This window comes from Pseudomonas grimontii, assembly GCF_007858185.1.
GTDB classification, from domain to species: Bacteria; Pseudomonadota; Gammaproteobacteria; order Pseudomonadales; family Pseudomonadaceae; genus Aquipseudomonas; species Aquipseudomonas grimontii.
This window is the reverse complement of the sequence record NZ_VFES01000014.1, coordinates 157,640-183,367: the sequence shown is the minus strand read 5'-3', so window position 1 is coordinate 183,367 and position 25,728 is coordinate 157,640. Positions and strand designations below refer to the sequence as shown.

General features: G+C 61.8%; 23 protein-coding genes. 10 read left to right on the top strand and 13 right to left on the bottom strand.

Annotated features, from left to right (window positions below):
* The first annotated feature begins 125 nt into the window (after nucleotides 1-125).
* From edd to FIV39_RS21755, 4 genes are all read left to right on the top strand, one after another.
* Nucleotides 126-1,952, top strand: a complete 1,827-nt coding sequence (gene edd, locus FIV39_RS21770; protein WP_090400599.1) for a phosphogluconate dehydratase — start codon at nucleotides 126-128, stop codon at nucleotides 1,950-1,952.
* Complete coding sequence (locus tag FIV39_RS21765) at nucleotides 1,949-2,905, top strand: glucokinase (protein ID WP_090400598.1); 957 nt, start codon at nucleotides 1,949-1,951, stop codon at nucleotides 2,903-2,905. Before edd ends, FIV39_RS21765 begins: the two co-directional genes overlap by 4 nt.
* A gap of 134 nt (nucleotides 2,906-3,039) precedes the next feature.
* On the top strand, nucleotides 3,040-3,774 hold the full coding sequence (locus FIV39_RS21760; RefSeq protein ID WP_090400597.1) for a response regulator: 735 nt from the start codon (nucleotides 3,040-3,042) through the stop codon (nucleotides 3,772-3,774).
* Nucleotides 3,764-5,233 carry an ATP-binding protein gene (locus FIV39_RS21755; RefSeq protein WP_090400596.1) on the top strand — a complete coding sequence of 490 codons (1,470 nt, stop codon included), beginning with the start codon at nucleotides 3,764-3,766 and terminating at the stop codon, nucleotides 5,231-5,233. Before FIV39_RS21760 ends, FIV39_RS21755 begins: the two co-directional genes overlap by 11 nt.
* Before the next feature lie 124 nt (nucleotides 5,234-5,357).
* On the opposite strand, the gene FIV39_RS21750 is transcribed toward FIV39_RS21755, so the two are convergent.
* Nucleotides 5,358-6,287 carry an AraC family transcriptional regulator gene (locus FIV39_RS21750; protein ID WP_090400595.1) on the bottom strand — a complete coding sequence of 310 codons (930 nt, stop codon included), beginning with the start codon at nucleotides 6,285-6,287 and terminating at the stop codon, nucleotides 5,358-5,360.
* A gap of 327 nt (nucleotides 6,288-6,614) precedes the next feature.
* Between FIV39_RS21750 and FIV39_RS21745 the strand changes: the two genes are divergently transcribed.
* Both FIV39_RS21745 and FIV39_RS21740 read left to right on the top strand, forming a co-directional pair.
* Nucleotides 6,615-6,956, top strand: coding sequence for an antibiotic biosynthesis monooxygenase family protein (locus FIV39_RS21745; RefSeq protein WP_090400594.1), 342 nt, complete (start codon nucleotides 6,615-6,617; stop codon nucleotides 6,954-6,956).
* Between the two features lie 42 nt (nucleotides 6,957-6,998).
* Nucleotides 6,999-7,244 carry a hypothetical protein gene (locus tag FIV39_RS21740; RefSeq protein ID WP_090400593.1) on the top strand — a complete coding sequence of 82 codons (246 nt, stop codon included), beginning with the start codon at nucleotides 6,999-7,001 and terminating at the stop codon, nucleotides 7,242-7,244.
* 125 nt (nucleotides 7,245-7,369) lie between these two features.
* Here FIV39_RS21740 and FIV39_RS21735 read toward each other — a convergent pair whose 3' ends face one another.
* From FIV39_RS21735 to FIV39_RS21715, 5 genes are all read right to left on the bottom strand, one after another.
* Nucleotides 7,370-8,002: a flavin reductase family protein gene (locus FIV39_RS21735; RefSeq protein WP_090400592.1), complete on the bottom strand. Its 633-nt coding sequence runs from the start codon at nucleotides 8,000-8,002 to the stop codon at nucleotides 7,370-7,372.
* A gap of 136 nt (nucleotides 8,003-8,138) precedes the next feature.
* A complete protein-coding gene (locus FIV39_RS21730) occupies nucleotides 8,139-9,458 on the bottom strand; it encodes an MFS transporter (protein WP_065925869.1) in 1,320 nt (439 codons plus the stop codon).
* A 168-nt stretch (nucleotides 9,459-9,626) separates the two neighbouring features.
* Nucleotides 9,627-10,961 (bottom strand): sigma-54-dependent transcriptional regulator, encoded by a 1,335-nt coding sequence (locus tag FIV39_RS21725; protein ID WP_090400591.1) that lies wholly within the window; start codon nucleotides 10,959-10,961, stop codon nucleotides 9,627-9,629.
* Complete coding sequence (locus FIV39_RS21720) at nucleotides 10,955-12,721, bottom strand: ATP-binding protein (RefSeq protein WP_090400590.1); 1,767 nt, start codon at nucleotides 12,719-12,721, stop codon at nucleotides 10,955-10,957. Before FIV39_RS21720 ends, FIV39_RS21725 begins: the two co-directional genes overlap by 7 nt.
* A gap of 106 nt (nucleotides 12,722-12,827) precedes the next feature.
* Complete coding sequence (locus FIV39_RS21715; protein WP_010208051.1) at nucleotides 12,828-14,351, bottom strand: fumarate hydratase; 1,524 nt, start codon at nucleotides 14,349-14,351, stop codon at nucleotides 12,828-12,830.
* A 216-nt stretch (nucleotides 14,352-14,567) separates the two neighbouring features.
* Between FIV39_RS21715 and FIV39_RS21710 the strand changes: the two genes are divergently transcribed.
* The gene (locus FIV39_RS21710) at nucleotides 14,568-15,500 is read left to right on the top strand and encodes an iron-sulfur-binding ferredoxin reductase (RefSeq protein WP_090400589.1); all 933 of its coding nucleotides are present in this window, start codon (nucleotides 14,568-14,570) and stop codon (nucleotides 15,498-15,500) included.
* Nucleotides 15,501-15,530: 30 nt separating this feature from the next.
* The gene (locus tag FIV39_RS21705) at nucleotides 15,531-16,280 is read left to right on the top strand and encodes an enoyl-CoA hydratase-related protein (protein ID WP_090400588.1); all 750 of its coding nucleotides are present in this window, start codon (nucleotides 15,531-15,533) and stop codon (nucleotides 16,278-16,280) included.
* A 111-nt stretch (nucleotides 16,281-16,391) separates the two neighbouring features.
* Here FIV39_RS21705 and pyk read toward each other — a convergent pair whose 3' ends face one another.
* Nucleotides 16,392-17,843 (bottom strand): pyruvate kinase, encoded by a 1,452-nt coding sequence (pyk, locus tag FIV39_RS21700; protein WP_090400587.1) that lies wholly within the window; start codon nucleotides 17,841-17,843, stop codon nucleotides 16,392-16,394.
* 175 nt (nucleotides 17,844-18,018) lie between these two features.
* On the opposite strand from pyk, the gene FIV39_RS21695 reads away from it, so the two are divergent.
* Together FIV39_RS21695 and FIV39_RS21690 are read left to right on the top strand one after the other, a co-directional pair.
* Entirely contained in the window at nucleotides 18,019-18,393 is a 375-nt protein-coding gene (locus FIV39_RS21695; protein WP_090400586.1) for a tol-pal system YbgF family protein, read from the top strand.
* Between the two features lie 225 nt (nucleotides 18,394-18,618).
* On the top strand, nucleotides 18,619-18,978 hold the full coding sequence (locus FIV39_RS21690; protein ID WP_090400585.1) for a PilZ domain-containing protein: 360 nt from the start codon (nucleotides 18,619-18,621) through the stop codon (nucleotides 18,976-18,978).
* A gap of 60 nt (nucleotides 18,979-19,038) precedes the next feature.
* Here FIV39_RS21690 and FIV39_RS21685 read toward each other — a convergent pair whose 3' ends face one another.
* The 6 genes from FIV39_RS21685 to FIV39_RS21660 are packed head-to-tail and all read right to left on the bottom strand — an operon-like array spanning nucleotide 19,039 to nucleotide 25,700.
* A complete protein-coding gene (locus FIV39_RS21685; RefSeq protein ID WP_090400584.1) occupies nucleotides 19,039-20,370 on the bottom strand; it encodes a DUF58 domain-containing protein in 1,332 nt (443 codons plus the stop codon).
* 7 nt (nucleotides 20,371-20,377) lie between these two features.
* Nucleotides 20,378-21,373: an AAA family ATPase gene (locus tag FIV39_RS21680; protein ID WP_090400583.1), complete on the bottom strand. Its 996-nt coding sequence runs from the start codon at nucleotides 21,371-21,373 to the stop codon at nucleotides 20,378-20,380.
* Nucleotides 21,370-22,527 carry a DUF4350 domain-containing protein gene (locus tag FIV39_RS21675; RefSeq protein WP_090400582.1) on the bottom strand — a complete coding sequence of 386 codons (1,158 nt, stop codon included), beginning with the start codon at nucleotides 22,525-22,527 and terminating at the stop codon, nucleotides 21,370-21,372. The genes FIV39_RS21680 and FIV39_RS21675 overlap by 4 nt, the downstream gene beginning before the upstream one ends.
* Nucleotides 22,524-24,044 (bottom strand): DUF4129 domain-containing protein, encoded by a 1,521-nt coding sequence (locus tag FIV39_RS21670; RefSeq protein WP_090400581.1) that lies wholly within the window; start codon nucleotides 24,042-24,044, stop codon nucleotides 22,524-22,526. The genes FIV39_RS21675 and FIV39_RS21670 overlap by 4 nt, the downstream gene beginning before the upstream one ends.
* The gene (locus FIV39_RS21665) at nucleotides 24,031-25,011 is read right to left on the bottom strand and encodes a stage II sporulation protein M (RefSeq protein ID WP_090409787.1); all 981 of its coding nucleotides are present in this window, start codon (nucleotides 25,009-25,011) and stop codon (nucleotides 24,031-24,033) included. The genes FIV39_RS21670 and FIV39_RS21665 overlap by 14 nt, the downstream gene beginning before the upstream one ends.
* Nucleotides 25,008-25,700 carry an RDD family protein gene (locus tag FIV39_RS21660; protein ID WP_090400580.1) on the bottom strand — a complete coding sequence of 231 codons (693 nt, stop codon included), beginning with the start codon at nucleotides 25,698-25,700 and terminating at the stop codon, nucleotides 25,008-25,010. Before FIV39_RS21660 ends, FIV39_RS21665 begins: the two co-directional genes overlap by 4 nt.
* Nucleotides 25,701-25,728: the final 28 nt, after the last annotated feature.

Below are 25,728 nucleotides of genomic sequence, written 5' to 3'. Positions count from 1 at the left end.
TACAACGAGTGACCTGAATCAACTGGTCCGATGATCCAAACGACTCCCTGCCATCCGATGAGCGGTGGGCGTTTGATCAGCATAGACACTCAGGTCGCCACATCCGTTAGCCTGGAGTTCTACACATGCATCCCCGCGTCCTTGAGGTCACCGAACGGCTTATCGCCCGCAGCCGCGCCACTCGTGAGGCTTACCTTGCGCTCATTCGCGGCGCAGCCAGCGACGGTCCGATGCGCGGCAAGCTGCAATGCGCCAACTTCGCCCATGGCGTGGCCGGTTGCGGCACCGAAGATAAAAACAGCCTGCGCATGATGAACGCCGCCAACGTGGCAATTGTTTCGTCATATAACGACATGCTCTCGGCGCATCAGCCGTACGAACATTTCCCCGAACAGATCAAGAAAGCCCTGCGCGAAGTCGGCTCGGTCGGCCAGTTCGCCGGCGGCACCCCGGCCATGTGCGACGGCGTGACCCAAGGCGAGCCCGGCATGGAGCTGAGCCTGCTCAGCCGTGAAGTCATCGCCATGTCCACGGCGGTAGCGCTGTCCCACAACATGTTCGACGCGGCGCTGATGCTGGGCATCTGCGACAAGATCGTGCCCGGCCTGATGATGGGCGCGCTGCGCTACGGCCACCTGCCGATGATCTTCGTCCCGGGCGGGCCGATGCCGTCGGGTATCTCCAACAAGCAGAAGGCCGACGTGCGCCAGCGCTACGCCGAAGGCAAGGCCAGCCGCGAAGAGCTGCTGGAATCGGAGATGAAGTCCTACCACAGCCCCGGTACCTGCACCTTCTACGGCACCGCCAACACCAACCAATTGCTGATGGAAGTGATGGGCCTGCACCTGCCCGGCGCCTCGTTCGTCAACCCGTACACGCCGCTGCGTGACGCCCTGACCCGCGAAGCCGCGCACCAGGTCACGCGCCTGACCAAGGCCAACGGCAACTTCACGCCGATCGGCGAGATCGTCGATGAGAAATCCATCGTCAACGCCATCGTTGCGCTCAACGCTACCGGCGGTTCCACCAACCACACCCTGCACATGCCGGCCATCGCCATGTCGGCGGGCATCCTCCTCACTTGGGACGACATGGCCGACCTCTCCGAGGTGGTGCCGACCCTGTCCCACGTGTATCCAAACGGCAAGGCCGACATCAACCACTTCCAGGCAGCGGGCGGCATGTCGTTCCTGATTCGCGAACTGCTCGAAGCCGGCCTGCTTCACGACGACGTCAACACCGTGGCCGGCAAGGGCCTGAGCCGTTATGTCCAGGAACCGTTCCTGGTCGATGGCGAACTGGTATGGCGCGACGGCCCGATCGAAAGCCTCGACGAAACCATCCTGCGCCCTGTGGCGCGCGCGTTCTCGCCGGAAGGTGGCCTGCGTGTGATGGAAGGCAACCTCGGTCGCGGTGTGATGAAAGTCTCTGCTGTAGCCCCTGAGCACCAGATCGTCGAAGCACCGGCGGTGGTGTTTCAGGACCAGCAGGACCTGGCCGATGCGTTCAAGGCCGGCCAACTGGAAAAAGATTTTGTCGCGGTGATGCGCTTCCAGGGCCCGCGCTCCAACGGCATGCCGGAACTGCACAAGATGACGCCGTTCCTGGGTGTGTTGCAGGACCGTGGTTTCAAAGTCGCGTTGGTAACGGACGGGCGTATGTCCGGCGCGTCGGGTAAGATCCCCGCCGCGATTCACGTCAACCCCGAAGCCCAGAGCGGCGGGCCGCTGGCGCGGGTGCGCGATGGCGATATCATTCGCGTGGATGGCGTCAAAGGCACCTTGGAACTTAAGGTGGACGCCGAAGAATTTGCAGCGCGCACGCCTGCCACGGGCCTGTTGGGCAATAACGTGGGGGCCGGTCGCGAGCTGTTTGCATTTATGCGCTTGGCCGCAAGCTCCGCAGAGCAGGGCGCCAGCGCCTTTACCTCTGCCTTGGAGACGCTTAAGTGAAGTTAGCGCTGGTCGGTGACATCGGGGGTACCAACGCCCGTTTTGCGTTGTGGCGAGATCAGGCACTGCATTCGATTCGGGTGCAGGCCACGGCTGATCACCAAAGCCCTGAGGACGCGATCAAGGTCTATCTCAAGGAAGAAGGCCTGGAAATTGGCGACATCGGTGCCGTGTGCCTGTCCGTCGCCGGGCCGGTGAGCGGGGATGAATTTAAATTCACCAACAATCACTGGCGCCTGAGCAAGACTGCGTTTTGCCAGACGTTGCAAGTGGATGAGCTGCTGCTGGTGAATGACTTCTCGGCCATGGCCCTGGGCATGACGCGCCTCAAGCCCGACGAATTCCGCGTGGTGTGCGAGGGTACGCCGGAACCGTTGCGCCCGGCGGTGGTAATCGGTCCGGGCACCGGCCTGGGTGTCGGTACCCTGCTGGACCTCGGCGCTGGCCGTTATGCGGCGTTGCCAGGGGAGGGCGGTCACGTCGACCTGCCCCTGAGCAGCCCACGGGAAACCCAGCTGTGGCAGCATATCTACAACGAGATCGGCCACGTCAGCGCCGAAACCGCCTTGAGCGGCGGCGGTCTGCCGCGTCTGTACCGGGCGATTTGTGCGGTCGATGGCCACACACCGGTGCTCGACACGCCCGAAGCCATCACGGCGGCGGGCCTGGCGGGCGACCCGGTGGCCATGGAAGTGTTGGATCAATTCAGCATCTGGCTGGGCCGGGTGGCCGGCAACAATGTGCTGACCACCGGTGGACGCGGTGGTGTGTATATCGTGGGCGGGGTGATACCGAGGTTTGCCGACTTCTTTATCAACAGCGGTTTTGCCAAGAGTTTCAGTGACAAAGGCTGCATGAGCGACTATTTCAAAGGTATTCCGGTGTGGCTGGTGACCGCGCCGTATTCCGGGTTGACCGGGGCTGGCGTCGCGTTAGAGCAGGCATTTGCTTAGGCCGTGATGGCCTCATCGGGGGCAAGTCGAATCGTCGCACCGCGCCTCCCACATTGGAATGCGTTTCAAATGTGGGAGGGGGCTTGCCCCCGATGAGGCCATCAAGAACACCCCATAACAACAAGGAGGACCCCGTGAGCGTAATCAGTAAATCGATTCTCCTCGTCGATGACGACCAGGAAATCCGCGAATTGCTGCAAACCTACCTCAGTCGCGCCGGTTTCCAGGTGCGTGGCGTGCCGGACGGCGCGGGGTTCCGCCAGGCGATGAACGAGGCGCCGTGCGACCTGGTCATCCTCGATGTGATGCTGCCGGACGAAGACGGTTTCAGCCTTTGCCGCTGGATTCGCCAACACCCGCGCCAAGCTCAGGTGCCGATCATCATGCTCACCGCCAGTTCCGACGAAGCCGACCGCGTGATCGGCCTGGAACTGGGGGCCGACGACTATATCGGCAAGCCGTTCAGCCCGCGCGAGTTGCAGGCACGGATCAAGGCCCTGTTGCGTCGCTGCCAGTTCGGCCAGGAGCGCGGCGGAAATGGTGATGTGCTGGTGTTCGATGAATGGCGCCTGGACATGATCAGCCACCGGCTGTTCCATGTGGATGGCGAAGAGGTGATCCTCTCCGGTGCCGACTTTGCCCTGCTCAAGCTGTTTCTCGATCATCCCCAACAGATTCTCGACCGCGACACCATCGGCAACGCCACCCGTGGCCGTGACCTGATGCCGCTGGACCGGATCGTCGACATGGCTGTCAGCCGCTTGCGCCAACGCCTGCGCGACACCGAAAAACCCCCGAGGCTGATTCGTACCGTGCGCGGCAGCGGTTATCAACTGGCAGCCAGCGTGGTTGCCGGCAATGCCCACTGAACTGCTGACCGAGCGCCGCCGCCGCTTCCCGGTCCCGCGCTCGTTGCTGGGGCGCATGTTGCTGCTGACCTTGCTCGCGGTGCTGTTCGCGCAGACGCTGTCCAGCGTGATCTGGGTCTCGCAGTTGCGTGCCACCCAGCTCGAAGGCCTGGTCACCAGCGCACGTAGCCTGGCGCACTCGATGACCGCCAGCGTGAGTTACTTCCGTTCGTTGCCGGTGGCCTATCGCCCGTTGGTCCTCGACCAGTTGCGCAGCATGGGCGGGACCCGTTTTGTCGTGACCCTCAATGACCGGCCGCTCGACATGCAAGTGTTGCCGCAAACCCCGCGTAAACAGGCGGTGCTGGTGGCCGTGGATGACGTCCTGCGCCAGACCTTGGGCGCTGACGTACCTATCTCGGTGGAGTTCGTCAGCGCTGAAGACCTGCGCATCTTCAACGCCGGCTTGAAACTGGATGAGTTGCCACGCTCCTGGGCGCATTACGCGCTGACCCTGGAACCCGTCAACCCGCCGGTATTGGTCACCCAGATCGAACTCGCCCCCGGCGAATGGCTGTACATCGCTTCGCTGTTGCCCGAGCCCTACACCAGCCTGGAAGAACAGGGCCTGCCGTCCCAGCAAGTGTGGTTTATCGTGCTGACCAGCGGCTTTTTGCTGCTGTTCATCGGTCTGTTGGTGCACTGGCAAAGCCGGCCGCTCAAGCGCCTGGCGCGGGCGGCGCGGGACATGTCCCTGGGGGCCGATGTGGAACCGGTGGCCGAAGGCGGCGGCAGTGAAGTGGTGGAAGTGGGCCGCGCGTTCAATGCCATGCGCGAGCGCATCAGCCGTTACCTGACTGAGCGCAGCCAGTTGTTCAGCGCGATTTCCCACGACCTGCGTACGCCGATTACGCGTCTGCGCCTGCGCGTGGAATTGCTCGAAGACGAGAACCTGCAAACCAAGTTCGGCCGTGACCTGGATGAGTTGGAGTTGCTGGTCAAAGGCGCGCTGCAATGTGTGAAAGACACCGATATTCACGAGAACATCCAGCCGGTCGACCTCAACCATGTGCTCGAATGCCTGGTGGAGCCTTATGTGGCCCCCAACGGTAATGGCCGGGTTACCCTGGACGGCGCAGCAGTGGCGGCGTACCCGGGCAAGCCGCTGGCGCTCAAGCGCTGCATCGGCAACCTGATCGACAATGCCTTGAAGTACGGGCAGAACGCCCATTTGCATATCGAGGACGATGGCGCGGAGTTCATCCTGCACGTCGACGACGAAGGCCCCGGCGTGCCGGAACAGCGCCTGGAACAAGTGTTCGAACCGCATTTTCGCCTGGCCGGCCAGCAGCAGGGTTACGGTTTGGGGCTGGGCATTGCGCGCAATATCGCCCACAGCCATGGCGGTGAGGTGAGTCTGCAGAATTTGCGCGAAGGCGGCTTGCGGGTCACCCTGCAACTGCCCCGGACCTTGGACTGAAAAATACCATTGGGCAAATGTGGGAGGGGGCTTGCCCCCGATGGCGGTGGGTCAGCGACAGATAAACTGACTGATACTCTGCCATCGGGAGCAAGCCCCCTCCCACATATTGATCTTCATTGGGTCAGACGCTTTGGCGCAGTCTGGCCAAATCCCTCAGCGGTGGTGCCCCAAACAACCGGCTGTACTCCCGGCTGAACTGCGACGGGCTTTCATACCCCACCCGATACCCCGCCGCCGACGCTTCCAGCCCTTCGGCAATCATCAGCCGACGTGCCTCCTGCAAACGCAACTGCTTCTGGTACTGCAGCGGGCTCATGGCCGTAATCGCCTTGAAACGGTGGTGCAGGGTCGAGACGCTGAGGTTCACTTCCTTGGCCAGGTCATCGATGCGCAGCGGTTGTTCGTAGTTGCCATTAAGCCACTTGATCGCCTGGCTGACGCGATGGCTCTGGCTGTTGGCCACGGCAATTTCGTACAGGCGATAACCCTGCGGCCCGCGCAGCAAGCGGTAGAGAATTTCACGATTGATCAGCGGCGCCAGCATGGCGATGTCTTTGGGCGTATCCAGTAAGCGTGCCAGGCGCAGTACTGCGTCGAGCAACTGGGGGTCGATGCGGTCCACATACATCCCGCGCGATGTCGGGCGCGTTGGCACGCCCATGGGGCCCGCCTCGGCGATCAAGGCCGTGAGCTGCGCCGGGTCGATATTGATGCGCACTGACAGGTTCGGATCTTCCGGCGTGGCATCGATGATCCGCCCGGCCACCGGCATCGCCACCGAGAACACCAGGTAATTGAGTGGGTCGTAGGCAAAGATTTCGTCGGCCAGGCGCACTTCCTTACTGCCGTTGGCGAGGATGCACAATGCCGGCTCCACCAGCACCGGCATGAAGTCACGCGGTGTGTTATGGCGGTTCAGGAACAGTGACGTAATCGCCGTGCCATAGGAGCCGTCTTCCCAAGTATGACGACGCACGATGCTCGCCAGTTCGGCGCGCTGTTTTTCCGTCTCGGCATCGAGGGGCATGGACTGATGTTCGGGCGACGGCATAAGGCGTCCTCTGCATGCTTTTTTGATGGGCTCAGCTTAGCGGCGGCTTTTCAAACAGTGTTAGGTCGATTCTGCACAATCCTTGCCTGATCCTGCGACACCGCGTGAATCAGGCAAGCGTCGGGGCTGTCATCTCCCTGAAACAAGGCGTTGGCCTGTGGAATAAACCGGCGGGGCAAACGTCCTGTCTGCGCTTCTCGCAGGATTGTGCAATAAGCCTGCAGGAATTGACTAACCGCGCCCGCACCCGCGCCGTTATCTTTGATCCTGTGGCAACACGCCCTCACAGTGCTTGCCGAGCATCACTTCTCAACGGGAGAGTCGAACATGTCCACCCCCATTCCCGCGAGCCATATGGCCTTTATCCGCGCCCGCATCGGGTGCAGCACCGAACTGGGTGCACGCTTGAGCAGTTTGATCGAACCGGGCCGTCAGGCTCAGGGTTGCCTGCAATTCTCGTTGCAGCATTCCCAGGTCGATCCCGATGTCTGGTTGATCTCGGGTTTCTGGAGCAGCGAGCAGGCGATGAGCGCCTACTTCAACTCTCCGGCCCTGATGATCTTTACCGAGCTGTTGAACGACATGGTCGTGCGCAGCATGGACTTCCAGACCTTCACCGACGCAACCGCCGCGAATGCCTACGGCGAGTACCTGCAACTGGCCGGTTAATGGTTAGAATGGCCAACTTTTCCATTGGCCAGGACCTGCAACATGGCACGTAAACAATTTGCCCACCACGAAGCCGTATCCGCCGTAGTACCGGGTGAAGGGGGCTACAGCGCCGCCGTCGCCGTCAAGGCACTGGATGGCATGGGCGCACCGCAGTTTCACAAGATCCTGGATGGACAGACGTTCAAGACGGCCTCCGATGCCGATGATGCAGCCACCGTGCAGCTTGAGCGGTTGATCGGCGTGGATGAAGAGGGTCAGCTGACCTGGGCGAGCGCCGCCTGCTGAACAACGCCGACCATCTAATGTGGGAGGGGGCTTGCTCCCGATAGCAGTGTGTCAGTCAACAACGATGTTGGATGTGCCATTGCCATCGGGGGCAAGCCCCCTCCCACTTTTTTGGTGTATTTCAGTCAGGGTTTGCTGGCGCCTGGGCGGTACATCTTGAACAACGCCTCCGGTCCCAGCTGGAAGTAATCCGCCGGGCCACCGCCACGCAAGATCGGCTTGGCGGCGGCGGTGTCGTACACCCCATCCTTGAGCAACCACTTGGCAATGTGCACCGCGACCACCTCGCCCAGCACCAGCCAGCTTGGCACCAACTGCTGGTCGGCGCGCTGCAGCTGGATGATCTGCGTCACCTTGCACTCGAAAGACACCGGACTCTCGCCCACCCGTGGTACGCCGACGATTTTCGACGCCACCGGCGTCAGGCCGGACAACTCGAATTCATTCACATCCGGCGAGACTGCCGCGCAACTCTGGTTCATCTGCTCGGCCAACGGGCGGGTGGCCAGGTTCCACACAAACTCGCCGGTCTGTTCGATGTTGTTCAGGCTGTCTTTGCGCCCGACGCTGGAAAACCCAATGATCGGCGGAATGTAGTTGAACGCATTGAAGAAACTGTAGGGCGCCAGGTTCAGGCGGCCTTCGTGGTCGTGTGACGAGATCCAGCCGATCGGCCGTGGTCCGACGATGGCATTGAAGGGGTCATGGGGCAGGCCGTGGCCGTTGGCGGGTTCGTAGAAATGGATAGCGTCAGACATGGCCGGGGTTCTGTTCTTAATTCTGGGGCAAACATCATAACCAATGTGGGAGGGGGCTTGCCCCCGATAGCAGTGTGTCAGTCAGCTGGTTTGTCGCTGACACACCGCCATCGGGGGCAAGCCCCCTCTCACATTTTTAGTCGGTGGTAATCCGCGAATGCTTGCGTGTGTCCTTCATGGTCACATAGACCACGAGTGACACCGCGATGCACGCGGTCACGTACCAGTAGTAACCGGTTTCCATGCCGATGCTCTTGAACCACAGCGCGATGTATTCAGCGGTGCCACCGAAGATCGACACGGTCAATGCATACGGCAGGCCTACGCCCAGGGCGCGGATTTCGGTCGGGAACAGTTCAGCTTTGACCACTGCGTTGATCGACGTGTAGCCGCTGACGATGATCAGCGCCGCCATGATCAGGAAGAACGCGCCCCACCAGGTCTGGATGGTGTGCAGGGTGGTGAGGATCGGCACGGTGAACAGGGTGCCGAGGATGCCGAAGGCGATCAGGATCGGCCGACGGCCGACTTTGTCCGACAGCCCACCGACGATCGGTTGCAGGCACATGAACAGAAACAGCGTTGCCGCCGAGATGGTGGTGGAGTCGGAAATGCTCATGCCGACGGTGTTCACCAGGTACTTCTGCATGTAGGTGGTGTAGGTGTAGAAGGCCAGGGTGCCGCCCATGGTCAGGCCGACCACGGTCATCAGTTCCTTGGGGTGGCGCATCAAGGTGCGCATGGCGCTTTCCTTGGCTTTTTCCTTCTTGGTAAACGACTCGGTTTCTTCCATGCCGCGACGCAGGTATAGCGCGACCACTGCGCACAGGGCACCGATGGCAAACGGGATACGCCAGCCCCAGTCGTACAGTTGCTCGGTGGTGAGCACTTGTTGCAGCACGATCAGTACCGCCAGGGCGATGAGCTGGCCGGAGATCAGGGTCACGTACTGGAAGCTGGAGAAGAAGCCGCGACGCTCCTTGGTCGCCATTTCACTCAGGTAGGTGGCCGAGGTGCCGTATTCGCCACCCACCGACAAGCCTTGCAGCAAGCGGGCGAACACCAGCAGGATCGGCGCGCCGACGCCGATGGTTTCGTAACCGGGGCTCAGGGCGATGATCAATGAGCCGAAGCACATCAACAGGACCGAAGCCATCAGTGCCGCTTTACGACCCGCACGGTCGGCGTACAGGCCCATCAGCCAGCCGCCGATCGGGCGCATCAGGAAGCCCACGGCGAAGATCGCGGCGGTGTTGAGCAATTGGGCGGTGGTGTCGCCTTTCGGGAAGAAGGCTTTGGCGAAGTACAGCGAGAAAGCGGCGTAGACGTACCAGTCGTACCACTCGACCATGTTGCCGACGGATCCGCTGAAGATCGATTTGATCCGGCTGGTGGTGGTGCGTTCTTTAGCCGGCGCGGCCGCCGACCCCAGAGGCAAGGTGTTGGAGTTATCCATTAAAAGGATCCTTCATCTAGTTGTTTTTATGGAGCGGCGCGAGCGCAGCCTGGCTGGGGCTATAGCACGAGCTGTGCCAGATAGATGAAGGCCCGGCCCAGAAGGGTTTGGGGTTTTTTTTGAGCGGAAATTCGCTGACGTTTTTGAGGGTGATGAGCGGAAATCCGCTTATTCGTCTTTGAGGAACATGTCCCTGGCCAACCCATGGCGCTGCATCTTTTCGTTAAAGGTGCGCCGTGGCAGCTGCAACTCCGCCAGCACCGCCTTGATGTCGCCTTTATGCCGGGTCAATGCGGCCTTCAGGCAATGCGCTTCGAACGCCTCCTGCTGCGCGGCCAACGATTGCCCGGCTTCGATACCTTCCGGCTCCGGCTCGCCAAGGCCCAACACCTGGCGTTCGGCGACATTGGCCAACTCGCGCACGTTGCCCGGCCAGTCATGGCTGAGCAGGCGCCCCAACTGCGCACCGCTCAGCGGTTCCACGCAGCGGCCCAGGCGCTCGGCGGCGCTTTGGGCAAAGTGGTCGAACAGCAGCGGGATGTCTTCGCGGCGCTCGCGCAGAGGCGGCAGGCGCAGTTGTGCGACGTTCAGTCGATAGGCCAGGTCTTCGCGAAAGCGCCCGGCGCGGGCTTCTTCCAGCAGGTCCGGCTTGGTGGCGGCAATGATGCGTAAATCCACATGAATGCTTTGATTGGAGCCCAAGCGTTCCAGCTTCTGGTCCTGCAACACCCGCAACAGCTTCACTTGCTGGGCCAGGGGCATGCTTTCGATTTCATCGAGGAACAGCGTGCCGCCATGGGCGTACTCCAGTTTGCCGATACGCTTGCCCTGGGCGCCGGTGAAGGCGCCGCTTTCGTGGCCGAACAGTTCGGCCTCGAACAGTTGCTCGGGGATCGCCGCGCAATTGAGCGCCACAAACTGCTTTTTCGCGCGGGGGCCGAAATCATGCAGGCAACGGGCGACCAGCTCCTTGCCGCTGCCGGTCTCGCCACGAATCAGGACGTTGACCGGCAAGGTCGCCAGGTCGAGTACCTGCCGGCGCAGGTTCTGCAAGCCACGGGAGACGCCGAGCAGGCTCGACTCCAACTGCGCTCGATGATCGGCTTGTTGGTGCAGGCGGCGGTTTTCGAGGATCAGCCTGCGCTTGTCCAGCGCGCGGCGCAGGCTGTTGAGCAGGGCATCGGGGCTGAAGGGTTTTTCGAGGAAGTCGTAGGCACCGTCGCGCATGGCTTCGACGGCCATCGGTACATCGCCATGTCCGGTCAGCAGGATGACGGGCAGGTCGGCGTCACGGCGCTGCACTTCGGCCAGCAGCTCCAGGCCGCTGAGCCCGGGCATGCGCACGTCGCTCAGGATCACTCCGGGAAAGTCCTTGGGCAGTTGTGCCAGGCAGGCTTCGGCGCGGCTGAACAGCTGCACCTCGAACCCCGACAAGCTCAACCATTGCTCGACGGCCGTACGAATGCTGGCTTCGTCATCGACCACAATCACCGCGTTCAACATAAGTCGGGTGTCTCCAGCGCGATAGGCAAGGTCAGGGTAAATACCGCGCCGTCGCCACGGTTACTGGCGATCAGGCGCCCGCCCAATTCGTGCACGATAGCGTAGGAAACCGCCAGCCCCAAGCCGAGCCCGTCGCCCACCGGCTTGGTGGTGAAGAACGGGTCGAACACGCTGTTGAGGTGCTCTTCGGCAATCCCGCCGCCGCTGTCGCTGACCGTGAGTTGCCACAGTTGCTGATCGGCGTGCAGGCGGATTTCCAGGCGCTTGCGTGGTTTGTCGGCCATGGCGTCGAGGGCGTTGCGCAGCAGGTTGATCAGCACCTGTTCGAGGCGGATCGCATCGCCACGTACCCAGGCGGGGCGGGTCAGGTCCAGCACGGTGCCGATGGCTTCATCACGCAGGCGTGCGTCGAGCAGGTGCAGGGATTGGTCGACCACGGTGGCCAGGTCCAGGCGTTCGCGCAGGCCGCTGGGGCTCTTGCGCGCAAAGGTCTTGAGGTGGCCGGTGAGCGCTGCCATGCGTGTGAGCATATCGTCCAGCGGGGTCAGGGCCTTGTAGGCGTCGTCCACCCGGCCGTGGTCCAGCAGCAATCGCAGGGTCGCCAACTGCATGCGCTGGGCGGTCAGGGGCTGGTTGATCTCATGGGCGAGGGCGGCGGACATCTGCCCCAGCGCCGCCAGCTTGGCCGATTGCACCAAGCCATCCTGGGCGGTGCGCAGGGCCTGGGTGCGCTCTTCGACAAGCTGTTCGAGTTCTTCGCGGCTGCGCTGGCGCAAACGGGCCAGGCGCCAGCGTTGGCTGAGGAACAGCACCAGGAACACCAGCGCCAGCCAGGAGCCGGCGGCGGCGAGGCCGGCGTTGCGTTGGTCTTCAAAGGCGAACTGGGGTTTGCGCAGCAGGTGCAGGGTCCAGCCCTCGGCCTTCAGCGGGAGGGACTCCCAGATGTAATTGGCGTTGCCATCGGGGCCGTTGACGCGCATCAGGTGGCTGTTTTCGTCGAAGCGTTGCAACGTTTGGGTGTCCAGCGGCTGCAGTTGTTTCTTGTCGTATTGGCGGGTGGCCTTGAGTTCGGCGAGGTCACTGGCGGACAGCGCGCGCAGGTTGCGATAACGCCAGCCCGGTTGGTTGGCGATAAACACGATGCCGCGTGCATCGCTGACCAGCAACAGGTCATTGCCCTGGGCCCATTCGCGCTCCAGCTCAGGGAATTCCAGTTTCACCACCATGGCGCCAAGGAACTGCTCGTGTTCATCCAGCACCGCGCTGGAGAGGAAGTACCCCGGAATCCCGGTGGTCACGCCTACCGCGTAAAAGCGCCCGGTGCCCTGGCTCTTGGTCTGGCTGAAATATGGCCGAAACCCGTAGTTGTGCCCGACATAGCTGCTCGGCAACGCCCAGTTGCTGGCCGCCACGGCGAGGCCGGTGCGGTCCATCAACTCCAGGGTGGAGGACTGCGCCGCACCGTTGATGCGTTCGAGCTTGCGATTGAGCAGGTCCTGGGTGCTGGCATCCAACGGGCCTTTGAGCGCGTTGATCATCTCCGAGTCCAGCGCGAGCACGGCGGGCAGGGCGCGGTAGCGTTCAATCAGGGTGTGCAGGGAATTGGCGTACAGCGCGAGTTGCTGGTTGGCGCGGGCGGCATCGTCCACCAACGCCTGGCGTTCGGCATGGCGCGTGGCCAAGGCGGCGGCGAGCAACGCACCGGCGATGATCAGCAGGGAATAGAAGGTCAGGCGCAGGGGACGAGGGATCACGATCATACAGTGATGGGCAGGCACAGTAAGGGGAGTGCACCATAGCATGCGCCATGAAAAAGGCGACTGGGCCATGGGGCCGCAGTCGCCTTTATCCGTGCGGGAAAAGTGCTTACTGCACTTCTACCGCCAGGCTTTCACTGATCTTTTTCTGCCAGATGGCAGGACCGGTGATGTGGACGGATTCGCCCTTGCTGTCCACCGCAACGGTGACCGGCATGTCTTTTACGTCGAACTCGTAGATCGCTTCCATGCCCAGTTCGGCGAAGGCAACCACGCGCGACTTCTTGATGGCTTGCGCCACCAGGTAAGCGGCGCCGCCCACGGCCATCAGGTACACGGCCTTGTGGTCCTTGATCGCTTCGATCGCGGTAGGGCCGCGCTCGGATTTACCGATCATGCCCAGCAGGCCGGTTTGCTCGAGGATCTGACGGGTGAACTTGTCCATCCGCGTCGCGGTAGTCGGGCCAGCTGGGCCAACCACTTCTTCGCGCACCGGATCAACCGGGCCGACGTAGTAGATGAAGCGACCCTTGAGGTCCACCGGCAGGGTTTCGCCCTTGTTCAGCATCTCGACCATGCGCTTGTGCGCCGCGTCGCGCCCGGTGAGCATCTTGCCGTTGAGCAACACGGTTTCGCCCGGTTTCCAGCTCTGCACTTCTTCCGGGGTCAGGGTGTCGAGGTTGACGCGACGGGCCGATGGGCCGGCTTCCCAGACGATTTCCGGGTAGGCGTCCAGCGGAGGCGCTTCCAGCGACGCCGGGCCCGAACCGTCGAGCACGAAGTGCGCGTGACGGGTGGCGGCGCAGTTGGGGATCATGCACACCGGCAGCGACGCGGCGTGGGTCGGGTAGTCCATGATCTTCACGTCGAGCACGGTGGTCAGGCCACCCAGGCCCTGGGCGCCGATGCCCAGTTGGTTGACCTTCTCGAACAACTCCAGGCGCATCTCTTCGATACGGTTCTGAGGGCCGCGCTTTTTCAGCTCGTGGATGTCGATGGATTCCATCAACACTTCCTTGGCCATCACTGCGGCCTTCTCGGCGGTGCCGCCGATGCCGATGCCGAGCATGCCCGGTGGGCACCAGCCCGCGCCCATGGTCGGAACGGTCTTGAGCACCCAGTCGACGATCGAGTCGGACGGGTTGAGCATGGCCATTTTCGACTTGTTCTCGGAACCGCCGCCCTTGGCCGCCACGTCCACTTCCACGGTGTTACCCGGCACGATGGAGTAATGGATCACGGCCGGGGTGTTGTCCTTGGTGTTCTTACGTGCGCCTGCCGGGTCGGCCAGGATGGATGCACGCAGGACGTTTTCCGGCAGGTTGTAGGCGCGACGCACGCCTTCGTTGATCATGTCGTCCAGGCCCATGGTGGCGCCATCCCAACGTACGTCCATGCCTACGCGCACGAACACGGTGACGATACCGGTGTCCTGGCAGATCGGGCGATGGCCGGTGGCGCACATGCGCGAGTTGATCAGTATCTGCGCGATGGAGTCACGGGCTGCCGGCGATTCTTCGCGCAGGTAGGCCTCGTGCATCGCCTGGATGAAGTCAACGGGGTGGTAGTAGGAAATGAATTGCAGGGCGTCGGCAACGCTCTGAATCAGGTCGTCTTGCTTGATCACGGTCATGAGTCGCGCTCCTCTATAAGGGAACATTCAATAAAGGTGGCTCCAGTGTTGCATCGGTCGGCTGAAACCACCTTTCCAAGGCACGCCAAAGTGGTGCAGGCGCGACGCTAAAAAGGCGCGGCAGTATAACCCGGCACGGTGGCCGATACACCCGACTATGGTCAAACTGTCGCAGGCATGATTCCCTGTGCGCGCCCCTTGTGATTGAGTCCTGATATGCCTGAACTGTACGTCGGCGAACGCCATTGGTCGGTAGCCACCGGCAGCAACCTGCTGGATGCCTTGAACCAGGCGGGTGTGGCCGTGCCTTACAGTTGCCGTGCCGGCAGTTGCCATGCGTGCCTGGTGCGCTGCCAGGGCGAGGTCGAGGACCCGCAACCCGCTGCCCTGAGCCCGGTGCAACGCCAGGAGGGCTGGCGCCTGGCGTGCCAGTGCCAGGTGATCGGCGATCTGCAGGTCGAAGCCTTCGATCCGCTGCGTGACGGTTTGCCGGCCCAGGTCGTGGGTGCCGATTGGTTGAATGCCTCGGTGCTGCGTCTGCGGCTGCAACCGGAGCGCGGGTTGCGGTATCGCGCCGGGCAGCATCTGGTGGTGTGGGCGGGGCAGGTGGCACGGCCTTATTCCCTGGCCAGCCTGCCTCAGGAGGATGCCTTCCTGGAGTTTCATATCGATTGCGGCCAGCCCGGCGCATTCAGCGATGCCGCGCGCGCGTTGTCGGTGGGTGATCACCTGCGCCTGGGAGAGTTGCGTGGCGGCGCGCTGCAATACGATCCCGACTGGCAATCCCGGCCGCTGTGGCTGCTGGCTTCCGGTACCGGCCTGGGACCTTTGTGGGGTGTGCTGCGCGAGGCGTTGCGCCAGGATCACCAGGGCGCCATCCGCCTGATTCACCTGGCCCATGATGGCGACGGGCATTACCTGGCTGGGCCCCTGGCCGAGCTGGCGGCACATCATCCCAACCTGACGGTGGAGTTGTGGACCGCGGCGGAGTTGACCCAGGCATTGGCGCAACTGCGGCTTGTTTCCCGGCAAACGCTGGCCTTACTCTGCGGGCACCCCGTCAGCGTCGAGGCGTTTTCCAAACGCTTGTTCCTGGCGGGACTGCCGCGCAATCAACTGCTGGCCGACGTGTTCCTGCCCCGTGGTTGAGTGCTGAATTCCACTGCCGTGAGATTCGCCATGACCGACGCCATCCTGCAGCACCGCGAGCGCGGGCTGCTGACCCTGCAGCTCAATCGCCCGGACAAGAAAAACGCTCTCACTCGAGCCATGTACAGCCAATTGGCCGAGGCGTTGGAGCAGGCCGACGCGGACCCGGACATCAACGCCGTGCTGATCCAGGGCAGCGGCGAGTGTTTTACCGCCGGCAACGACATCGGCGATTTTCTCGAACAACCGCCCAGCGACCTCGACAGCCCGCCGTTTCACTTCATGAAAAGCCTGCTCAACTGCCGCAAGCCGGTGATCGCAGCCGTCGCGGGTGCGGCGGTGGGTATCGGCACGACCCTGCTGCTGCATTGCGACCTGGTGTACATCAGCCGCGATGCACGGTTGCGCATGCCGTTCGTCAATTTGGGGCTGTGTCCGGAGTTTGGCTCCAGCCTGATCCTGCCGCGTTTGCTGGGGCACGCGAAGGCGGCTGAATTGTTGCTGCTGGGCGAAGGGTTCAGTGGTGAACAGGCTGCCGCGTGGGGCATCGCCACCGAGGCGTTGGGCAGCGGTGAAGCTGCGTTGGCCAAGGCACGTGAGATAGCCTTGCGCTTTGAAACCCTGGCGCCGGGCGCGGTGCAGGTGACCAAGCAGTTGATGAAAAGCGTTGATCGCGAGCAGTTGAGGCAGGTGATTGAGGAGGAGGGCGCGCTGTTTACCCAGCGACTGAGGTCGCCGGAGGCGATTGCGGCGTTGTCGGGTTTCAGGGACAGGCGCTAACCAAATGTGGGAGGGGGCTTGCTCCCGATGCGGTGTGTCAGTCAGCTAGTTTGTAGCTGATTCACCGCCATCGGGAGCAAGCCCCCTCCCACATTTTTTTCAGCGGGTCACTCAGACCATTGGGTCGCCAACGTGCAGGATCTTCATGCCGTTGGTGCCGCCGATGGTGTGGTAGCTGTCGCCCTTGGTCAGGATAACCCAGTCGCCTTTCTCTACAACGCCGCGCTTGATCAGCTCGTCGATGGCAGCCTGGCTGACTTCATGGGGCGGCAGAGAAGCCGGGTCGAACGGTACGGTGTACACACCACGGAACAGGGCCGCACGGGCCTGGGTTTCGCGGTGCGGGGAGAACGCGTAGATCGGCACCGAAGAACGGATACGCGACATGATCAACGGTGTATAGCCACTTTCGGTCAGGGCAATGATCGCTTTCACGCCCGGGAAGTGGTTGGCGGTGTACATGGCTGCCAGGGCGATGCTCTGGTCGCAGCTCTCGAACACTTTGCCGATGCGGTGGCTGGAGGTCTTGCTGGTCGGGTGCTTTTCGGCACCGACGCAGATGCGCGCCATGGCCTGCACGGCTTCCAGTGGGTACGGACCGGCGGCACTTTCAGCCGAGAGCATCACGGCGTCAGTGTAGTCGAGCACGGCGTTGGCCACGTCGGACACTTCGGCTCGGGTCGGCATCGGGTTCTGGATCATCGACTCCATCATCTGGGTCGCGACGATCACCGCTTTGTTGTGGCGGCGGGCGTGCAGGATGATCTTCTTCTGGATACCGATCAGTTCGGCGTCACCGATTTCCACACCCAGGTCGCCACGGGCAACCATCACGGCGTCGGACGCCTTGATCAGGCCGTCGAGGGTTTCGTCATCGGCCACGGCTTCGGCGCGTTCGATCTTCGCCACCAGCCAGGCGGTACCGCCGGCTTCATCGCGCAGTTTACGAGCGTATTCCATGTCGGCGGCGTCGCGCGGGAAGGACACGGCGAGGTAGTCCACTTCCATTTCAGCGGCGAGCTTGATGTCGGCCTTGTCTTTTTCAGTCAGGGCTGGGGCGGTCAGGCCACCACCGCGACGGTTGATGCCTTTGTGATCGGACAGCGGGCCGCCGATGATCACGGTGCAATTCAATTCAGTCGGAGTCGCGGTATCAACGCGCATTACAACGCGACCGTCGTCCAGCAGCAGCTCGTCACCGACACCGCAATCCTTGACCAGGTCCGGGTAGTCGATACCCACGACGTCCTGGGTGCCTTCGGTCAGCGGGTGGCTGGTGGAGAAGCTGAACTTGTCACCGATCTTCAGCTCGATACGCTTGTTAGCGAACTTGGCGATACGGATTTTCGGGCCTTGCAGGTCACCCAGCAGTGCGACGAAGCGGCCGTGCTTGGCGGCCAGGTCACGCACCAGCTTGGCGCGAGCCTTGTGCTCGTCCGGGGTGCCGTGGGAGAAGTTCAGACGGGCAACGTCCAAACCAGCCAGAATCAGCTGTTCGAGGACTTCCGGCGAGTTGCTGGCCGGGCCAAGGGTGGCGACGATTTTGGTACGACGGACGGACATGCACAGACTCCTGAGTTCAAGCGCTGAGGAAGGCTACTATGCTCTTTGGTTGTAGTCATTGTTCGTTTGCACTACTTATCGATGATTCGTTTGTTTTCGCTTCGATTGAATAGATGAACAGCCTTGAAGATTTTTGACGAGGGGTCGATACACTGCACAAGACAGGAGAACCCTCATGCGAATTTTGCTCATTGCTGCCCTGGCCGTCAGTGTTGGCGGCTGCACCCGTTGGTCGATGGACCACCATTTGAACAATGCCTACCGTGCGTACAAGGTCGGTGATTGCGAGCGTGTCACTTTGGAACTATCCCAGGTCGACCGCGAGAGCCGTACCCGGCGTTATGTACAGCCGGAAGTCTCGATGTTGCGCGGGCAATGCCTGGAACGACAGAAGCTGTTCGTTGACGCAGTGCAAACCTATCAATTCATCATTAACCAATATCCGTCGAGCGAGTATGCCTACCGTGCCCGCGCGAGGCTGGACACCCTGCAGCAACTGGGTCATTACCCTGGTGCGAGCGTGGCACAGCCGCGTCCTGCCTCGTTGTAATGGCATTCGTCGTTTAATCACTGGCCCGTTGCCAGTCTTGGGCTATTCTTTCAATGTTCGTTTGTACAAGTTTCTATTCAAGCGGATGCAAGGCCCGGATTCGGCAGCTGTCTAGTGACGAAATGTTGTTCGTTGTCACACCGAGATCCAGGGAGAGCGAGCGCTCGCGCTCGTTCCGAATCACTGGCACGGCCAGAGTCATGGCCACTGGATGGCGATCTCACCATGTTTACCGACCGACGGATCGAGCGGCATCAACTACCGTATTTCCTGCAAGTGTTTAACCGTCTCACCGACAAACCCATAGGTTTTCTGGGTAACGTCTCTGAAGATGGGCTGATGTTGATCAGCCAGTTACCCATGATGGTCGATGTTGATTTCGAGTTGTGCTTGAAGATACCCGGGGCGGACGACACGTTCCATGTCATCGACATCACGGCGACCTGTCTGTGGAGCCATGAAGATATTAACCCGCAGCACTACGATTCCGGGTTCAGCGTGCTTGAGGCTCCCGAGGAATATGGGCAACTGATCAACGTGTTGTTGCAGTACTTCAGTTTTGATCCCTTGCAGGCTTCGGCCTAGACGCAGCGCGTCGTCGACGCGGCCGGGGGCTACTGTCCCTGCCGCAGTCGTGCGCTTTTTTTAGAAAACCCCGGCTTTCTTCCAGCCCAGGTAGCGTGTCACCAGGGCCGCCCCCATTTCTGATGGCAACGTATCCAACACCGACAGGCCGTGGGCGGTCATGCGGTCATGCAATTCATCCCGCGTATTGAGGTAGTCGACAGTGCCGCTGTAGGCCAGGGCCTCGGGCAAGGTTTGTACGGGGGATTGGCGCAGCAGATCGAGTACTTCCTCACGCATACTGGCCACCAGCACCCGATGTTGGCGACTGATGCGCTTGACGGCGGAGAGCAGGGCTTCATCGTCCTCATCCCGCAGGTTGCTGACCACGATTACCAATGCCCGACGTTTTTGCCGGGCCAGCAGTTGGCTGGCTGCTGCCTGGTAGTCGGCGGTTCGGCGGGTGGTGTCCAGGTCATAGACCGTATTGAGTAACAGGTTCAACTGGCTACTGCCCTTGACCGGCGCCAGGTAGCGTGGCTGGTCAGTGGCAAAGGTGCACAACCCCACCGCATCGCCCTGGCGCAGGGCCACATAACTGAGCAGCAGGCAGGCATTGAGGGCGTGGTCGAAATGGGACAGCTCATCATCCTGGCTGCGCATGCGGCGGCCGCAATCGAGCATGAACACGATCTGCTGGTCGCGCTCGTCCTGATACTCCCGGGCGATGGGGGTACGTTGCCGCGCAGTAGCTTTCCAGTCGATTTGCCGCAGGCTGTCGCCCTCACGAAATTCGCGTAACTGATGAAACTCCAGTCCCAAGCCTCGTCGTTGCCGTTGACGTACCCCCAGTTGGCTCAGCCAGTTATCCACACCCAGCAGTTGTGCCCCGTACAGGCGGGCGAAATCCGGATAGACACGGGTGGCATCCTCGGCTTCGATAAAGCGTCTTGCAGACCAGAGCCCCAAGGGGCTGGGCAGGTGGATTTCGCAGCGACTGAAAGTGAAATGCCCGCGCCGCAAGGGGCGCAGGCGATAACCCAGTTCACTGCGTTCACCGGGGCGCAATTCGATGGCCTGGGGCAGGTTTTCCACACTTAACCCATCGGGGACGTGATCGAACACCTGCACCGTCAGCGCCTGTGGGTAGTCATATTCCAGGGTCAGACGGACTTCGCCCCAGCGGCCCAACGCCAGGCTGCCGGGCATCTGCCGGTACACGCGCGGCGACGGGCGACGGCGCAGTCGCAGCGCGTCCAGCATGGCCAGCAGCAACAGCGCCAGGAGCAAGCCCCACGCTATTGAGTGCAAGGTGTCGGGGACCTTGAACTGCAAGGCTGCCGCAGCGCCCAGCAGGATGCTCAAGCCCAGCAGTACGCCAAGCCAGGCCAATAACAGACGGGTCGGTTTCATGGACGGGTCATTGCCGGGGGGCCGGAATCTGGTCCAGCAGTTGCTTGAGCACCTGGTCGACCTCCAGCCCATCTATATCCAGTTCTGGCGCAAGACGTACACGATGGCGCAGTACTGCCAGGGCACAGCCCTTGATGTCATCCGGCGTGACGAACTCGCCTGCACGTAACAATGCGCGTGCGCGTGCGCCGCGGACCAAGGCGATGGAGGCTCGTGGGCCGGCGCCTATGGCCAGTCCCGGCCAGCTGCGAGTAGCTCGCGCCAGGCGCACGGCATAGTCGAGCACTTGTTCATCCAGGGCCAGTTCACTGGCGACCAATTGCAGTTGCAGTACGTCCTCGGCCTTCAGCACGGTGCGCAACGGTTGCACGTCCAGCATGTCGGCCCGTGATGAGCGCGTCACTTCACGCACCATATCCAGTTCCTGCTGCGCTTCGGGGTAGTCCATGCGTACCTTGAGCATGAAACGGTCCAGTTCGGCTTCCGGCAGGGGGTAGGTACCTTCCTGTTCGATGGGGTTTTGCGTGGCAAGTACCATGAACGGCTGACCGATGGGCAGCGCCTCGCCTTCGAGGGTGACTTGCCGTTCCTGCATGGCTTCGAGCAGGGCCGCCTGAGTCTTGGCCGGGGCGCGGTTGATTTCGTCAGCCAGCAACAAGTGGGTGAACACGGGACCCTTGCGCAGCTTGAACTGTTCGGTGTGCAGGTCGTACACCGCGTGGCCGGTGACATCGCTTGGCATCAGGTCCGGGGTGAACTGGATCCGCGCGAATTCGCCGTCAAAGCAACGGGCCAGGGCACGCACCAGCAAGGTCTTGCCCAGCCCGGGTACGCCCTCGAGCAATACGTGGCCGCCGGCGATCAGGGCGGTGAGTACATCATCGATCACCTGATCCTGCCCGATCACCGCCTTGCGCAGTTCAATGCGCAGGGCCTGGGCCTGCTGGCTGGCGCGTTGAAGGGGTTCGCCGGGCAGGGTGTTAGCGCTGGGAAATTCGCTCATAGGGCATTCCTGAGGGTTTGCAGGCACGCCACCTGCCGGCTGAAATCGGCACTGGAAAGCCGTTTTGCCGGGAGTGGGCCGAGGGCCTGGCTGATGACGTGAGAGGGTTGGCGCGTCAGGTGGGCAAGCACTCGCCCCCGTTCGGTGTTGTCGAGATGTTCAAAGCCGGGATGACGCCGCTTTGCGGCGCGCAGGATGTCGAGCTGCAAGGCCTGCAATAGCGTGCCTTGGCCGCTGCGGCGCAGCAGGAAGTCGGCGCTGGCCTTCAGGTGTTCCTGCAATTGCCGACGCGCCTTGGGGCCGGGCGCCTGGATTGGTCCCTGGCGCATCCCCGCCTGCCAGAGTGCCAGGGCAATCAGGGCAATGAGCGCCACCAACGCCTGGGGGAAGTAACGCAACAGCAGGGTGAATAGGTCATCCACATGGCTGTTGAACAACAAGGTCACGGCACTGCCCTGAGTCAGATACCACAGCAGCCAGGCATTGTCGTGCTTGCCAATAGCCGGTGTTTTCCACAGGTCGCTGTCGGTGATCACCGTTACGCGGCCCTGCCCTAGGTCGAGTTGCATCAAGTGGCTCGACCTGGCGCTATTGGCTGAAAATTGTGCCAGGTGCTTGGGGTCGATGAGGTTGAAGTCGGTGTCGAAACTGAAATACGCCGGGGCGGTGTCATTGTCGACATAGAGTTTGGTCAGGTCCGGTGCTTTGTTTTTGCGGGCCGGGGCTGTGTCCTCGGGTTCATCGCTCAGAGCCTGGTGGATATGCAGGCGATCAAGCAGCAGGTCGCCGCTCTTGCCGGTTTCTTCATCCCACAGAGCCTCGGCGACTACCAGTAGATGGCCGCCGGACTTGGCCCAGTCCAGGAGTTGACCTACCTGGCGTGGCGACATGTTGCTGCGTTCGCCCAGTAACAGCAGGCTGTTGCCCTTGGCGGGCAGGGTAGTCAGGCGTTCCAGGCCATTGGCGTGTTCCACGGCCAGGCCTTGCTGGCGCAGAAAGTGTTCGGCCGCCAGGTAAGGGTTGGCCATGGCTTCCGGGGAGGGGCCGCGGTCCACCACTTCTTCATAGGGGATCGCTTTGCTCCAGGCATAAAAGCCGCCCGCTCCAAGCAGGCACGCCAACAGCAGCCCCACCCACAGTAATGGCCGGTTCATTGGGCGCCTCCCGAACTGAACAGGACGCGCCAATCGTTGCACAATTTCTGCTGGGCTGAGACCGGGGGCAGGTGGTGGCCATAGGCAAGGTTTTGCCAGTGCCGAGTCAACTCATCACTGAAGGCCAGCAACTGCGGCTGTTGCAACTGGTGAACGCGTTGCAGGACCTGACCTTCGGTGTCAGCGCTTTTAAGGGGCAGGTTGAAGTCATGCAGCAACCTGCTCAGCAGGCCACGATACAAAAGGCCGAGGGCTTCCCGTGGTTGGTTAGGCCAGAGTTGCTCGGCAGTGCTGGCGATATCCTCAGGCAGGGTCTCGGTGCCCAGTTCCAGGCCGAACAATTGCGCGGGTGATGGTTTCGCCGCTTTGGGTATACGTGCCCCGCGCTGGCTGACAAAGGTGCGCAACCAGTCCCGATAACGCCATATCACCAGGGCCACGCCACCGATAAGCAGGCTCCATAACAGTACTTCCAGGCCTTGGGCGACAGGCTTGAAAGTATCGCTGTTGAGGTTGTCCAGTAGTGCCTGCAGCCACGCCGGAAGTTTGCCGTCACTGTGCGCCTTGTTTTTAACGACGGGCTTTTCTTCGCCAAAGCGATAGCGGGTGACGGTTTCCGGATTTTTGAAGGGTGGTTTGTCCAGCAGCGACTTGATGGACTGGCTTGCGCTTTGGGGTGGCAGTGGTTTGGTTTCATCCGCCATGGCGGGCGGGTTGAATGGCAGCAAGGTCAGCCCGAGCACCAGCATTAACAGGGGCGCCACATTGCTCAGGCGCTGGCGCAGGCGTCGGAATACCAGCTCCAGGTCCCACGCCTCCAGTAGGGTGCGACGATTCAGATAAAGGCTGAAACCGCAGGCGACGTAGATGGGCTCCCAAAATACCAGGATCAAGGCGTAGAAGGCGTTGCTCAAGTGCTCCAGCCAGACCCCCTCGGCGCCTGTCGCCAGCGCCAACCGTTGCCAATCCCAATCCAGTTCAAGTTGTTGCGGAATGAATAGATAGAACAGCGCCATGCAGCCGAACCACAACCCGATTTCCAGGTGCACCCCAACGGTGGTCAACCAGCGCGCCGCACCGGAATTGCGCTGCTGCAGCACGCCCAGGCGTTTCTGACGCGCCTGGCCGTCCAGGCCTTCGAGCTGGCTGACTGGCATCACAAAACTGCGGCTGAGGCTAAGTCGGCGCCAGGTCAGGCTGGCCAGCAGTTGGTGGTTGAGCAGTCTTGGCCATTCGCGCACAGCCTGCTTAAGGCTTGGCGTTTCGCCGAACAGGGCTTTGGAGAGGATATATAGAGGCAAGCGGTCGAACGCCGGTTTGAACCACCAGAACAGGAACATGGCTGTGGACGGGTATTTCCACAGCAACGCGGTAAGCAGGGCAAAAACCGGCAGGGTCACCAGCGCCCAACTGCTCATCAACAGCAGGCGATGTTCCCGGGCCATTAGTACCCCAAGGTCCATGGCCTCCCATGCGGTACGCGGGCGAATCGCCACGCTGGCATTACTCAGGCGCATGGCGAGTCCGTCCGGCAAAGGTAAGGTAAGTCGCCACCAGCAGCCAGAGTGCAGCGCCTACCAGGTATTTGACCCAAGGGGCGATCTGGGTGGTGGAAGACCAGTAGGCTTCGATAAATGCGGCGATCAGCAGGAACACCATGACACCGCACAGCAGTTGCACACTCTTGCGCGCTGCGAGCCGCAGGGATTCGCCACGGGTCAGTTGCCCCGGGGCGATCAACGCCCAGCCCAGTTGCAAGCCCGCGGCACCGGCGAGTGCAATGGCCGTCAACTCAAAGGCCCCATGGCCGATGACAAATGACCAGAAGGTCTGCCCATAGCCGATTTCGGTCAGGTGCCCGGAAACCGCGCCGATGATCAGCCCGTTGAATATCAGGAAAAACACACTGCCCAGGCCGAACAGCAAACCGGCGGCAAATGTCTGAAAGGCGATACCGATGTTGTGCATGACGTAGTAGCCAAACATCATCCAGTCTTCGCTCGACGCACGTTCGGCGGCGCGCCCCAGCCGGCTGGCCTCAGGGTCATACATGCCCTGCATCTCGGCCACCTGCTGGGGGCTGACAATGCTGTAGATCAGGTCGGGGAACAGGTAGACCAGCAGGGCAATGCCCAGCAGGCTGCCAAAGAACAGCAGGCTGGCAATCAACACGAAACGCCACTGTTCTCGCACCAGTCGCGGGAAGTCGGCGAGTATGAAACCCAGCACATTCGCCGCCAATTGGCTGCGGTGGCGATACAGTTGTTGATGGCCGCGCAACGCCAGTTGTTGCAGGGGGTCCACCAGGTAACTGCTGTAGCCGCGCTCCTGGGCGAGGGCCAGGTGCTGGCATAGGCGTCGGTATTGATGAGGGAAATCGGCCACGTCACTGGCCTTGGCCTTGCCTTGTTCCAACTGTTTCAGTTGTTCGGCAAAAGATTGCCACTGGTGTTGGTGACGGCTTTCGAAAAGACTCTGCTTCATGTTGGCCCCAGCAGGCCGCGGGCCACGCCATTGAGTTGCTCCACGGCGCGGGCCGGAGACACTTGCAGCGGCGTTGCAAGGATCGAGGCGAGCTCGTGTACCCGTTCTACGGACAGTTCACCCTGGCGTTCCGCGAAGCCAAGAATCGCTCGCTGCTCACTCAGGTCCAGGGCAAACGGCAAGCGCAGTGCCGCAGCTTGAGGTACCTGTGGACGTGCCAGAGGCTGTTCGCGGTAGACCACCAGGGTGCCGGCGGCCAGGTCGCCAAGGCGTTTGAAGTGAGGGTGTTGCAGGCAACTGATTGCGCCGAGAAAGTAGCCGAAAGGCAGCATGTCGACAAACCGCAGGAGGTTGCGAATCAGCGACGCTGACCAGCCTATGGGGGTGCCGTCGTCCTGCACGACCCGTAAGCCCATGACCTGTTTGCCCGGTGAGCAGCCCTGGTTGAGTACCTCGAACAGTACCATGTACCACCAACTGACCAGGAACAGCAGAAGCGACCCCAGGCCGATACCTATATTGCCGAGCAACGCCAATGGCACCAGCAGCACGCCCATGATCACTGCACGTGCGCCGAGGTCGAAGGCAAATGCCAGCGCCCGTGGCACCAGGCCGGCGGGGCGAAGTGGCAGGTCGATGCCCTCCGGGGTCTCGATCTGGTAGAGGGTATCCAATGGGGCTGATGGCATCGCGATCCTTGGCAGTGCAGAGCGGTTG